Source organism: Streptomyces sp. R28 (assembly GCF_041052385.1).
Lineage (GTDB): Bacteria > Actinomycetota > Actinomycetes > Streptomycetales > Streptomycetaceae > Streptomyces.
This window is the reverse complement of sequence record NZ_CP163439.1, coordinates 1,913,644-1,925,814: the sequence shown is the minus strand read 5'-3', so window position 1 is coordinate 1,925,814 and position 12,171 is coordinate 1,913,644. Positions and strand designations below refer to the sequence as shown.

11 protein-coding genes are annotated in these 12,171 nt (G+C 69.5%); 10 read left to right on the top strand and 1 reads right to left on the bottom strand.

The genetic code is table 11. The features are described from left to right. Complete coding sequence (gene nusB, locus AB5J49_RS08615) at nt 1–435, top strand: transcription antitermination factor NusB (RefSeq protein WP_274237573.1); 435 nt, start codon at nt 1–3, stop codon at nt 433–435. A 169-nt stretch (nt 436–604) separates the two neighbouring features. On the opposite strand, the gene bldD is transcribed toward nusB, so the two are convergent. After that, the gene (bldD, locus tag AB5J49_RS08610; RefSeq protein WP_004002691.1) at nt 605–1,108 is read right to left on the bottom strand and encodes a transcriptional regulator BldD; all 504 of its coding nucleotides are present in this window, start codon (nt 1,106–1,108) and stop codon (nt 605–607) included. 254 nt (nt 1,109–1,362) lie between these two features. On the opposite strand from bldD, the gene pyrR reads away from it, so the two are divergent. The 9 genes from pyrR (at nt 1,363) to AB5J49_RS08565 (ending at nt 12,121) form a co-directional block, all read left to right on the top strand. Further along, nucleotides 1,363–1,935: a bifunctional pyr operon transcriptional regulator/uracil phosphoribosyltransferase PyrR gene (gene pyrR, locus AB5J49_RS08605; RefSeq protein WP_369167933.1), complete on the top strand. Its 573-nt coding sequence runs from the start codon at nt 1,363–1,365 to the stop codon at nt 1,933–1,935. Nucleotides 1,936–2,038: 103 nt separating this feature from the next. Further along, a complete protein-coding gene (locus tag AB5J49_RS08600; protein ID WP_369167932.1) occupies nt 2,039–3,019 on the top strand; it encodes an aspartate carbamoyltransferase catalytic subunit in 981 nt (326 codons plus the stop codon). A 5-nt stretch (nt 3,020–3,024) separates the two neighbouring features. Continuing rightward, a complete protein-coding gene (locus AB5J49_RS08595) occupies nt 3,025–4,311 on the top strand; it encodes a dihydroorotase (protein ID WP_369167930.1) in 1,287 nt (428 codons plus the stop codon). Next, nucleotides 4,308–4,895: a hypothetical protein gene (locus AB5J49_RS08590; RefSeq protein WP_369167929.1), complete on the top strand. Its 588-nt coding sequence runs from the start codon at nt 4,308–4,310 to the stop codon at nt 4,893–4,895. The genes AB5J49_RS08595 and AB5J49_RS08590 overlap by 4 nt, the downstream gene beginning before the upstream one ends. Next, nucleotides 4,892–6,049: a glutamine-hydrolyzing carbamoyl-phosphate synthase small subunit gene (gene carA / locus AB5J49_RS08585; protein WP_369167927.1), complete on the top strand. Its 1,158-nt coding sequence runs from the start codon at nt 4,892–4,894 to the stop codon at nt 6,047–6,049. The genes AB5J49_RS08590 and carA overlap by 4 nt, the downstream gene beginning before the upstream one ends. Further along, the gene (gene carB, locus AB5J49_RS08580) at nt 6,042–9,350 is read left to right on the top strand and encodes a carbamoyl-phosphate synthase large subunit (protein WP_369167926.1); all 3,309 of its coding nucleotides are present in this window, start codon (nt 6,042–6,044) and stop codon (nt 9,348–9,350) included. Before carA ends, carB begins: the two co-directional genes overlap by 8 nt. A gap of 112 nt (nt 9,351–9,462) precedes the next feature. Continuing rightward, a complete protein-coding gene (locus AB5J49_RS08575) occupies nt 9,463–10,578 on the top strand; it encodes a quinone-dependent dihydroorotate dehydrogenase (protein WP_369167925.1) in 1,116 nt (371 codons plus the stop codon). Then, complete coding sequence (gene pyrF / locus AB5J49_RS08570; protein ID WP_369167924.1) at nt 10,575–11,477, top strand: orotidine-5'-phosphate decarboxylase; 903 nt, start codon at nt 10,575–10,577, stop codon at nt 11,475–11,477. The genes AB5J49_RS08575 and pyrF overlap by 4 nt, the downstream gene beginning before the upstream one ends. 320 nt (nt 11,478–11,797) lie before the next feature. Next, nucleotides 11,798–12,121: an integration host factor gene (locus AB5J49_RS08565; protein WP_003977346.1), complete on the top strand. Its 324-nt coding sequence runs from the start codon at nt 11,798–11,800 to the stop codon at nt 12,119–12,121. Nucleotides 12,122–12,171 lie beyond the last annotated feature (50 nt).

Below are 12,171 nucleotides of genomic sequence, written 5' to 3'. Positions count from 1 at the left end.
GTGGCTGCCCGCAACACGGCCCGCAAGCGCGCCTTCCAGATCCTCTTCGAGGGCGACCAGCGCGGGGCCGACGTCCTGACGGTCCTCGCGGACTGGATCCGGCTCTCCCGGGCCGACACCCGGCAGCCGCCGGTGAGCGAGTACACGATGCAGCTGATCGAGGGCTACGCGCAGCATGCGAAGCGCATCGACGAGCTGATCGCGCAGTACTCGGTCGGCTGGACGCTCGACCGGATGCCGGTCGTGGACCGCAACATCCTGCGCCTCGGTGCCTACGAGCTGATCTGGGTCGACGAGACGCCGGACGCGGTCGTGCTCGACGAGATGGTTCAGCTGGCCAAGGAGTTCTCCACGGACGAGTCGCCCTCGTTCGTCAACGGGCTGCTCGGCCGGCTCAAGGACCTGAAGCCCTCGCTGCGCCGGGACGAGGCGTAAGCAGGGAAAACGCCGGAGGGCCCGCAGCGGTGACGCTGCGGGCCCTCCGGCATGCTTGTACGACTACGCCCCACAAGGCCCGCAGAACGCCGCTGGGGTGGCCGGAACCGTAAAGTTCCGGCCACCCCGGCGGCACGTTTCTGCTGAAGGGGCCCAACGCGTGGAGGGCTCAGCTCTCCTCGGCGTGGGAGACCGCGCGACGCGCGTCCGCGTCCAGCACGCCCCAGCTGATCAGCTGCTCGGTGAGAACCGAGGGGGACTGGTCGTAAATGACGGCAAGGGTGCGCAGGTCGTCCTGGCGGATCGAGAGCACCTTGCCGTTGTAGTCGCCGCGCTGCGACTGGATGGTCGCCGCATAGCGCTGCAGGGGGCCCGCCTTCTCGGCCGGCACGTGGGCCAGCCGCTCCAGGTCCAGGACCAGCTTCGGCGGCGGCTCGGCGGCGCCGCCCGGGGTGGTGCCCGGCAGCAGCTCCTGCACCGGAACGCCGTAGAAATCCGCCAGCTCCGCGAGGCGCTGCACGGTCACGGCGCGGTCGCCGCGCTCGTACGAACCGACCACGACGGCCTTCCAGCGTCCCTGGGACTTTTCCTCGACACCGTGGAGGGAAAGGCCCTGCTGGGTGCGGATGGCCCGGAGCTTGGCCCCGAGCTGTTTGGCGTATTCGCTGGACATATAGCTCCCCGGACACTGTGTCGACGCGACTGGCTTGGGTTCCATGCCGCGCAGTTGGTAACTCACTGTGAGGTTACGCAGCGTTACTCTGGCGCGTCAAGCCGAATGGTCCACACCGACGCTTCCGTGCTATCGGTGGCCGATTGGGCCAAGCGGGTGAACGGAGGTGCCTCCCCGGCCTGCTACGGTGGATGGCGCAAACCAGACGTCCTTTAAGGTCCGTCCCGTGAGACGGAGAAGGAGGTCCTTTTCGTATGGACAAGCAGCAGGACGCGCAAGCGTCCGATGCACGGCCCGTCCTCGAAGGCCCTGACATTGCGCGGGTCTTGACCCGCATCGCCCACGAGATCGTCGAGCGCGCCAAGGGCGCCGACGACGTGGTGCTCCTCGGCATTCCGACCCGCGGCGTCTTCCTCGCCCAGCGGCTCGCCGTCAAGCTCGAGCAGATCACCGAGCGCAAGATCCCGGTCGGCTCGCTCGACATCACCATGTACCGCGACGACCTGCGCATGCATCCGCCGCGTGCGCTGGCCCGCACCGAGATCCCCGGTGACGGCATCGACGGCCGCCTCGTCGTCCTCGTCGACGACGTCCTCTTCTCCGGCCGCACCATCCGCGCCGCCCTCGACGCCCTGAACGACATCGGCCGTCCGCGCGCGGTCCAGCTCGCGGTCCTCGTCGACCGCGGCCACCGCGAACTGCCCATCCGCGCCGACTACGTCGGCAAGAACCTCCCCACGTCGCTGCGGGAGACGGTCAAGGTCCAGCTCGCCGAGGAGGACGGTCGCGACACCGTGCTGCTCGGTGCGAAGCAGACCTCCCAGTAGCGCCCACGGCGTACGCCCTTGTCGTACGCCCGCTCAGCGCGCCCACGCGCGCACCCGTCTGCCCCGAATTCTCCTGAATTAACTGCCTTACGGAGCCTGACAGATGCAGCGTCATCTCATCTCGGCCGCCGACCTCACCCGCGACGACGCCGTCCTGATCCTCGACACCGCCGAGGAGATGGCCCGGGTCGCCGACCGGCCGATCAAGAAGCTGCCGACCCTGCGCGGCCGCACCGTCGTCAACCTCTTCTTCGAGGACTCCACGCGCACGCGTATCTCCTTCGAGGCCGCCGAGAAGCGGCTGTCGGCGGACGTCATCAACTTCTCGGCCAAGGGGTCGAGCGTCTCCAAGGGCGAGTCCCTGAAGGACACCGCCCAGACCCTGGAGGCCATGGGCGTCGACGCCGTCGTCATCCGGCACGGCGCCTCCGGAGCGCCGTACCGCCTCGCCAACTCCGGCTGGATCGACGCGGCCGTCATCAACGCCGGCGACGGCACCCACCAGCACCCCACCCAGGCCCTGTTGGACGCCTTCACCATGCGCCGCCGCCTGGTCGGCCGGGACGCCGGGCTCGGCCAGGACCTCGCGGGCAAGCGCATCACGCTCGTCGGCGACGTCCTGCACAGCCGCGTCGCCCGCTCCAACGTCGACCTGCTGCACACCCTCGGCGCGGAGGTCACCCTCGTCGCCCCGCCGACCCTGGTGCCGGTCGGCGTCGGGGCCTGGCCCTGCGAGGTGTCGTACGACCTCGACAGCACGCTGCCCAAGTCCGACGCGGTGATGATGCTGCGCGTGCAGCGCGAGCGCATGAACGCCGCGTTCTTCCCGACCGAGCGCGAGTACTCGCGGCGCTACGGCCTCGACGGCGACCGCATGGCCAAGATGCCCGAGCACGCCATCGTGATGCACCCCGGCCCGATGGTCCGCGGCATGGAGATCACCGCCGAGGTCGCCGACTCGGAGCGCTGCACCGCCATCGAGCAGGTCGCAAACGGAGTGTCCATCCGGATGGCCGTTCTGTATCTGCTGCTCGGGGGCAACGAACCCGCCCTCACCCACGCCCGTACCACCGAGGAGAAGTAAGACAGATGAGCAAGATCCTGATCCGTGGTGCGAAGGTGCTCGGCGGCGACGCACAGGACGTTCTGATCGACGGTTCGCTGATCGAGGCCGTCGGCACCGGGCTGTCCGACGAGGGCGCCCAGGTCGTCGAGGCGGCGGGCAAGATGCTGTTGCCGGGCCTCGTCGACCTGCACACCCACCTGCGTGAGCCCGGCCGCGAGGACTCCGAGACCGTGCTGACCGGCACGCGCGCGGCGGCGAGCGGTGGCTACACGGCCGTGTTCGCCATGGCCAACACCTTCCCCGTCGCCGACACCGCCGGTGTGGTCGAGCAGGTCTACCGGCTCGGCCAGGAGCACGGTTACTGCGATGTGCAGCCCATCGGCGCCGTCACCGTCGGCCTGGAGGGCAAGAAGCTCGCCGAGCTGGGGGCCATGCACGAGTCGGCCGCCGGTGTCACCGTCTTCTCCGACGACGGCAAGTGCGTCGACGACGCCGTGATCATGCGCCGGGCGCTGGAGTACGTGAAGGCCTTCGGCGGTGTCGTCGCCCAGCACGCGCAGGAGCCGCGGCTGACCGAGGGCGCGCAGATGAACGAGGGTGTCGTCTCGGCCGAGCTGGGTCTCGGCGGCTGGCCCGCGGTGGCCGAAGAATCGATCATCGCCCGGGATGTCCTGCTCGCCGAACACGTCGGCTCGCGCGTCCACATCTGCCACCTGTCGACCGCCGGGTCGGTGGAGATCGTGCGCTGGGCGAAGTCCCGGGGCATCGACGTCACCGCCGAGGTGACCCCGCACCACCTGCTGCTGACGGACGAGCTGGTGCGTACGTACAACCCGGTCTACAAGGTGAACCCGCCGCTGCGCACCGAGCGCGACGTGCTCGCCCTGCGCGAGGCGCTCGCCGACGGCACGATCGACATCGTCGCCACCGACCACGCCCCGCACCCGCACGAGGACAAGGACTGCGAGTGGGCCGCGGCCGCCATGGGCATGGTCGGCCTGGAGACCGCGCTGTCGGTGGTGCAGGAGACCATGGTGGACACCGGGCTCCTCACCTGGGCCGGGGTCGCCGAGCGCATGTCCTTCAAGCCCGCCGAGATCGGGCAGGCGAAGGGCCACGGCCGTCCCGTCTCGGCTGGTGAGCCCGCCAACCTCACGCTCGTCGACACGGAATACCGTGGGTCCGTGGACCCCGCGGGCTTCGCCTCGCGCAGCCGCAACACTCCGTACCAGGGGCGTGAGCTGCCGGGCCGTGTCACGCACACGTGGCTCCGGGGCAAGGCCACGCTCGTCGACGGGAAGCTCACGTGACACCTGCAACACTGCTCGCAGCCGGAACCGGGCTCGCGGCCGAACAGAAGTCGGCCGAAGTGACCGACTGGGCCGCCCGCATCGGCTGGGTCGTCGGACTCGTCCTCTTCGTCGCGCTCGTCTACTGGCTGATGCGCGAGGGCTGGAAGTGGCGCGGCACGCTCCAGGGCGACCTGCCCGAGCTGCCCAGCGCGCCGGACGACCCCGGCCCGGCCAGACTGAGCATGAGCGGCCGCTACCACGGCTCGACCACCGCCGGTCAGTGGCTGGACCGCATCGTGGCGCACGGCCTGGGCACCCGCAGCCGGGTCGAGCTCACGCTGACGGACGCGGGCCTGGACGTCGTACGCCCCGGGGCGCCCGACTTCTTCGTCCCGGCTGCACAGCTGCGTGAGGCCCGGCTCGACAAGGGCATCGCCGGCAAGGTCCTGACCGAGGGCGGTCTGCTGGTCGTGACGTGGGCGCACGGCGATCGGCTGATCGACTCCGGGTTCCGTTCGGACCACGCGGCCGAGCACAACGAGTGGGTCGACCTCATTAACTCCATGATCAACACCAACAGCACGGAAGGCGCCGAACGATGACGACCTCCATCCAGGGGACCGCCTCGCCGAGGCACAAGGCGGCTCCCGCCGTACTCGTCCTGGAGGACGGCCGGATCTTCCGCGGCCGCGCCTACGGGGCCGTGGGGGTGACCTTCGGCGAGGCCGTGTTCTCCACCGGCATGACCGGCTACCAGGAGACCCTCACCGACCCGTCGTACCACCGCCAGGTCGTCGTGATGACCGCCCCGCACGTCGGCAACACCGGCGTCAACGACGAGGACCCGGAGTCCAAGCAGATCTGGGTCGCCGGGTACGTCGTGCGCGACCCCGCGCGCGTGCCGTCCAACTGGCGCTCCCGGCGCTCGCTGGACGACGAGCTGCGCCACCAGGGCGTCGTCGGGATCTCCGGCATCGACACGCGCGCGCTGACCCGCCACCTGCGTGAGCGCGGCGCCATGCGCGTCGGCATCTTCTCCGGCAACGCGCTGCCCGACGAGGGCACCATGCTCGCCGAGGTGCGCCAGGCCCCCGAGATGAAGGGCGCCGACCTCTCCGCCGAGGTGGCCACCAAGGAGACGTACGTCGTCCCCGCGATCGGCGAGAAGAAGTTCACTGTCGCCGCCGTCGACCTCGGCATCAAGGGCATGACCCCGCACCGGATGGCCGAGCGCGGCATCGAGGTGCACGTGCTGCCGGCCACGGCGACCGCCGAGGACGTGTACGCCGTGAACCCCGACGGTGTGTTCTTCTCCAACGGCCCGGGCGACCCGGCCACCGCCGACCACCCGGTCTCCGTCATGCAGGCGGTCCTGGAGCGCGGCACCCCGCTCTTCGGTATCTGCTTCGGCAACCAGATCCTGGGCCGTGCGCTCGGCTTCGGCACCTACAAGCTGAAGTACGGCCACCGCGGCATCAACCAGCCGGTGCAGGACCGCACGACCGGCAAGGTCGAGGTCACCGCACACAACCACGGCTTCGCCGTGAACGCCCCGCTCGACAAGGTCTCCGACACCCCCTACGGCCGCGCCGAGGTCTCCCACGTCTGCCTGAACGACCAGGTGGTCGAGGGACTCCAGCTCCTCGACCGCCCGGCCTTCAGCGTCCAGTACCACCCCGAAGCGGCAGCGGGCCCGCACGACGCCGCCTACCTGTTCGACCGCTTCGTATCCCTGATGGAGGGCCAGCGTGCCTAAGCGCACCGATATCCAGTCCGTCCTGGTCATCGGCTCCGGCCCGATCGTCATCGGCCAGGCCGCCGAGTTCGACTACTCCGGCACCCAGGCGTGCCGCATCCTGCGCGCCGAGGGGCTGCGCGTCATCCTCGTCAACTCCAACCCGGCGACGATCATGACCGACCCGGAGATCGCCGACGCCACCTACGTCGAGCCGATCACCCCGGAGTTCGTCGAGAAGATCATCGCCAAGGAGCGCCCGGACGCGCTCCTGCCGACCCTCGGCGGTCAGACGGCCCTCAACACGGCGATCTCGCTGCACGAGGCGGGCACCCTCGAGAAGTACGGCGTCGAGCTGATCGGCGCCAACGTCGAGGCCATCAACAAGGGCGAGGACCGCGACCTCTTCAAGGACGTCGTCGAGGCCGTCCGCGGCAAGATCGGGCACGGCGAGTCCGCCCGCTCGGTCATCTGCCACTCCATGGAGGACGTCCTCCAGGGCGTCGAGACGCTCGGCGGCTACCCGGTCGTCGTCCGCCCCTCCTTCACCATGGGCGGCGCCGGCTCCGGCTTCGCACACGACGAGGAGGAGCTGCGGCGCATCGCCGGCCAGGGCCTGACCCTGTCTCCCACCACCGAGGTGCTCCTGGAGGAGTCCATCCTCGGCTGGAAGGAGTACGAGCTGGAGCTGATGCGCGACAAGCACGACAACGTCGTGGTCGTCTGCTCCATCGAGAACTTCGACCCGATGGGCGTGCACACCGGTGACTCGATCACCGTCGCGCCCGCGATGACGCTCACCGACCGCGAGTACCAGGTCCTGCGCGACATCGGTATCGCCGTGATCCGCGAGGTCGGCGTCGACACCGGTGGGTGCAACATCCAGTTCGCGGTGAACCCCGAGGACGGTCGTGTGATCGTCATCGAGATGAACCCGCGCGTGTCGCGTTCCTCGGCGCTCGCGTCCAAGGCGACCGGCTTCCCGATCGCCAAGATCGCCGCCAAGCTGGCCGTCGGCTACACGCTGGACGAGATCCCGAACGACATCACGCGGGAGACGCCGGCCTCCTTCGAGCCGACGCTCGACTACGTGGTCGTGAAGGCACCGCGCTTCGCCTTCGAGAAGTTCCCGAGCGCCGATTCCACCCTCACGACCACCATGAAGTCGGTCGGCGAGGCCATGGCCATCGGCCGCAACTTCACCGAGGCCTTCCAGAAGGCGCTTCGCTCGCTGGAGAAGAAGGGCAGCCAGTTCACGTTCGTCGGCGAGCCCGGCGACAAGACCGAGCTGCCCCGCGAGGCCGTACGGCCCACCGACGGCCGTATCAACGCGGTCATGCAGGCCATCCGCGCGGGCGCCACGCAGGAGGAGGTCTTCGAGTACACGAAGATCGACCCCTGGTTCGTCGACCAGCTCTTCCTCATCAAGGAGATCGCCGACGAGCTCGCCGAGGCGCAGGAGCTCACCCCCGAGCTGCTCGGAGACGCCAAGCGGCACGGTTTCTCCGACCAGCAGATCGGCGAGATCCGCGGCCTGCGCGAGGACGTCGTGCGCGAGGTGCGGCACGCGCTGGGGATCCGCCCGGTCTACAAGACGGTCGACACCTGCGCCGCCGAGTTCGCCGCCAAGACGCCGTACTTCTACTCCTCGTACGACGAGGAGACGGAGGTCGCCCCGCGTGAGAAGCCGGCCGTCATCATCCTGGGCTCCGGTCCCAACCGCATCGGCCAGGGCATCGAGTTCGACTACTCCTGCGTCCATGCCTCCTTCGCGCTGAGTGACGCCGGGTACGAGACCGTGATGGTCAACTGCAACCCGGAGACCGTCTCCACGGACTACGACACCTCCGACCGCCTGTACTTCGAGCCGCTGACGCTGGAAGACGTGCTGGAGATCGTCCACGCGGAGCAGCAGGCAGGACCGGTCGCGGGTGTGGTCGTGCAGCTCGGTGGCCAGACCCCGCTGGGCCTCTCGCAGGCGCTGAAGGACAACGGCGTGCCGATCGTCGGTACGTCTCCGGAGGCCATCCACGCCGCCGAGGACCGGGGCGCGTTCGGACGCGTCCTCGCGGAGGCCGGTCTCCCGGCCCCCAAGCACGGCACCGCCACCACCTTCGCCGAGGCCAAGGCCATCGCCGACGAGATCGGCTACCCGGTCCTGGTGCGGCCGTCGTACGTCCTCGGCGGGCGCGGCATGGAGATCGTGTACGACGAGACCCGGCTGTCGTCCTACATCGCCGAGTCGACCGAGATCAGCCCCTCCCGTCCGGTCCTCGTGGACCGCTTCCTCGACGACGCGATCGAGATCGACGTCGACGCGCTCTACGACGGCGAGGAGCTGTACCTCGGCGGCGTCATGGAGCACATCGAGGAGGCCGGCATCCACTCCGGCGACTCGGCGTGCGCACTGCCGCCGATCACGCTGGGCGGCTTCGACATCAAGCGCCTGCGCGCCTCGACCGAGGCCATCGCCAAGGGCGTCGGGGTCCGCGGCCTGATCAACATCCAGTTCGCGATGGCCGGCGACATCCTGTACGTCCTGGAGGCCAACCCGCGCGCGTCCCGCACGGTCCCCTTCACCTCCAAGGCGACCGCGGTGCCGCTGGCGAAGGCCGCTGCCCGGATCTCGCTGGGCGCGACCATCGCCGAACTGCGCGCCGAGGGACTGCTTCCGGCGCGCGGTGACGGCGGCGAGCTCCCGCTCGACGCGCCGATCTCCGTCAAGGAGGCCGTCATGCCGTGGTCGCGCTTCCGCGACATCCACGGGCGCGGCGTCGACACGGTCCTCGGCCCGGAGATGCGCTCCACCGGCGAGGTCATGGGCATCGACTCCGTCTTCGGCACGGCGTACGCCAAGTCGCAGGCGGGTGCCTACGGTCCGCTGCCGACCAAGGGCCGCGCCTTCATCTCGGTCGCCAACCGCGACAAGCGCTCGATGATCTTCCCGGCGCGTGAACTGGTCGCCCACGGCTTCGAGTTGCTCGCCACGTCCGGCACGGCCGAGGTCCTCAGGCGCAACGGCATCAACGCCACGGTCGTGCGCAAGCAGTCCGAGGGCACCGGCCCGAACGGTGAGAAGACCATCGTCCAGCTCATCCACGACGGCGAGGTCGACCTCATCGTCAACACCCCGTACGGCACCGGCGGCCGCCTCGACGGCTACGACATCCGTACGGCGGCCGTGGCGCGCTCGGTGCCCTGCCTGACGACGGTTCAGGCACTCGCCGCCGCCGTCCAGGGCATCGACGCCCTCAACCACGGTGATGTGGGCGTCCGTTCGCTCCAGGAACACGCGGAACACCTGACCGCGGCCCGCGACTAGCAGCTCTGAGGGGGACACCGGAAACGGTGTCCCCCTCAGAGGGTCTGGGGGTGTCCCCCAGAAAGCACAGCATGAGGACCCCGTCTTCATGTGGACCCTGAGGACTCCTGAGATGTACAAGCTTTTCTTCCGTCTGGTTTTCAAACGGATGGACCCCGAGCAGGCCCATTACCTGGCCTTCCGCTGGATCCGACTCGCCGTCAGGATCCCTGTGCTGCGTACGTTCGTCGCCGCCGCTCTCGCGCCCCGGTACGAGGAACTGCGCACCGAGGCCTTCGGGCTGCGCATGCACGGCCCCTTCGGGCTCGCCGCCGGCTTCGACAAGAACGCCGTCGCCGTGGACGGGATGTCGATGCTGGGCTTCGACCACGTCGAGATCGGCACGGTGACGGGGGAGGCGCAGCCGGGCAACCCCAAGCAGCGGCTGTTCCGGCTCGTGAAGGACCGGGCGCTGATCAACCGCATGGGCTTCAACAACGAGGGTTCACTGGCCGTAGCGGCCCGTCTGGCCTCCCGTAGGCCCGTCTTCCAGACCGTCGTGGGCGTCAACATCGGCAAGACCAAGGTCGTCCCGGAGGCGGAAGCCGTCGGCGACTACGTGAAGTCGACGGAGCGGCTGGCGGCGTACGCCGACTACCTGGTGGTCAATGTCTCCTCGCCGAACACGCCCGGCCTGCGCAATCTGCAGGCCACCGAGGCGCTGCGCCCGCTGCTGACCGCCGTGCGCGAGGCCGCCGACCGTACGGTCGCCAACCGCCGCGTCCCGCTCCTGGTGAAGATCGCGCCCGACCTCGCCGACGAGGACGTCGACGCGGTCGCCGACCTGGCCGTCGAGCTGGGTCTGGACGGGATCATCGCCACGAACACCACCATCGCGCGCGAGGGGCTCGGTCTGGAATCCGAATCCTCTCTGGTGAAGGAGACCGGCGGTCTCTCCGGCGCGCCCCTGAAAGCACGCTCCCTGGAGGTGCTGCGGCGCCTGTACGCGCGTGTGGGCGACCGGATCACCCTCGTGGGCGTCGGCGGTATCGAGAACGCCGAGGACGCCTGGCAGCGGATCCTGGCGGGCGCCACGCTGGTCCAGGGATACAGCGCCTTCATCTACGAGGGGCCCTTCTGGGGTCGCGCCATCCACAAGGGGCTGGCCGCACGCCTGCGCACCAGCCCGTACGCCACCCTCGCCGACGCGGTCGGCGCCGACGTCAGGAAGACCGAGGAAGCAGCATGACCGCCCACCCGTCGCCCGACCGCCACCCCTCAACGAGGCCTTCCGGGCCGCAGAATTCCTCTGGAGAACCCTTCGGTGCGCGCCTCCGCCGCGCGATGGACGAGCGTGGCCCGCTGTGCGTCGGCATCGACCCGCACGCGTCCCTGCTCGCCGAGTGGGGCCTGAACGACGACGTGACGGGCCTGGAGCGGTTCAGCCGCACGGTCGTCGAGGCGATGGCCGACCGGGTCGCCGTGCTCAAGCCGCAGAGCGCGTTCTTCGAGCGCTTCGGGTCCCGCGGCGTCGCGGTGCTGGAGAAGTCGGTCGAGGAGGCGCGGGCGGCCGGTGCGCTGGTCGTCATGGACGCCAAGCGCGGCGACATCGGCTCGACCATGGCCGCGTACGCCGAGTCCTTCCTGCGGAAGGACTCCCCGCTGTTCTCGGACGCGCTGACGGTCTCGCCGTACCTCGGCTACGGGTCGCTGTCGCCGGCGAGCGCGCTGGCGCGCGAGAGCGGCACTGGCCTGTTCGTGCTCGCGCTGACCTCGAACCCGGAGGGCGGCGAGGTCCAGCACGCGATCCGCGCGGACGGCCGTACCGTCGGCGCGACGATGCTGGGGCACCTGGCTGTCGAGAACTCGGGGGAGGAGCCTCTGGGTTCCTTCGGGGCCGTCGTCGGAGCCACGCTCGGCGACCTGTCGACCTACGACCTCGACATCAACGGTCCGCTCCTCGCGCCCGGCATCGGGGCACAGGGAGCCACCCCGGCCGATCTTCCCCGGGTCTTCGGCGCGGCGGTGCGCAACGTCGTCCCGAACGTCAGCCGGGGTGTGCTGCGGCACGGGCCCGACGTCGTCGCGCTGCGTGACGAGGCGTCACGCTTCGCTGACGAGATCCGGGCCGCTGTGTCGGTCGGCTGACCGTCGTCAGAGGTGCTCGAGCCGCTCGCGCGAGTCCTCCGATGAGTGGCTCGGGAACGACTTGAGTCTGAATACATCCTCAAATCCGGGGCATTATGTCCTAAATGTCCGGCCTGACGGAGGCTGACCAGGACTTTTCCGCTGTTCTCGCTGACTCTGGCGGACTTGGCCGCTAGTCTCCGACGAGTGGGGGCACCTCCCACGCCCTTCAGGCAGTGGGGGAGAACGGGCAGCGTGTTGCTCGTAGCTCCCCAGGTGTGGGGCGACTAGGTTCCTCACCGGTCCGTATCCGACAGTTCAACATCCGAGGTGACGTAGGCGTGGCTCTTCCGCCCCTTACCCCTGAACAGCGCGCAGCCGCGCTCGAAAAGGCCGCCGCGGCTCGCCGGGAGCGGGCCGAGGTCAAGAATCGACTCAAGCACTCCGGCGCCTCTCTTCATGAGGTCATCAAGCAGGGCCAGGAGAACGACGTCATCGGCAAGATGAAGGTCTCCGCACTGCTCGAGTCCCTGCCGGGCGTGGGCAAGGTCCGCGCCAAGCAGATCATGGAGCGACTCGGCATCTCCGAGAGCCGCCGCGTGCGTGGCCTCGGTTCGAACCAGATCGCTTCCCTGGAGCGTGAGTTCGGCAGCACCGGCTCCTGAGTCCGGCTTACTCCGGACCGGGAGTCCCGGGCACTCCGGGATTGCTGGAA

Coding starts and splice junctions, on each gene's coding strand:
- AB5J49_RS08595 (WP_369167930.1), top strand. CDS start 3,025: ATGAGCAAGATCCTGATCCGTGGTGCGAAGGTGCTCGGCGGCGACGCA.
- pyrR (WP_369167933.1), top strand. CDS start 1,363: ATGGACAAGCAGCAGGACGCGCAAGCGTCCGATGCACGGCCCGTCCTC.
- bldD (WP_004002691.1), bottom strand. CDS start 1,108: ATGTCCAGCGAATACGCCAAACAGCTCGGGGCCAAGCTCCGGGCCATC.
- AB5J49_RS08575 (WP_369167925.1), top strand. CDS start 9,463: ATGTACAAGCTTTTCTTCCGTCTGGTTTTCAAACGGATGGACCCCGAG.
- pyrF (WP_369167924.1), top strand. CDS start 10,575: ATGACCGCCCACCCGTCGCCCGACCGCCACCCCTCAACGAGGCCTTCC.
- carA (WP_369167927.1), top strand. CDS start 4,892: ATGACGACCTCCATCCAGGGGACCGCCTCGCCGAGGCACAAGGCGGCT.
- AB5J49_RS08600 (WP_369167932.1), top strand. CDS start 2,039: ATGCAGCGTCATCTCATCTCGGCCGCCGACCTCACCCGCGACGACGCC.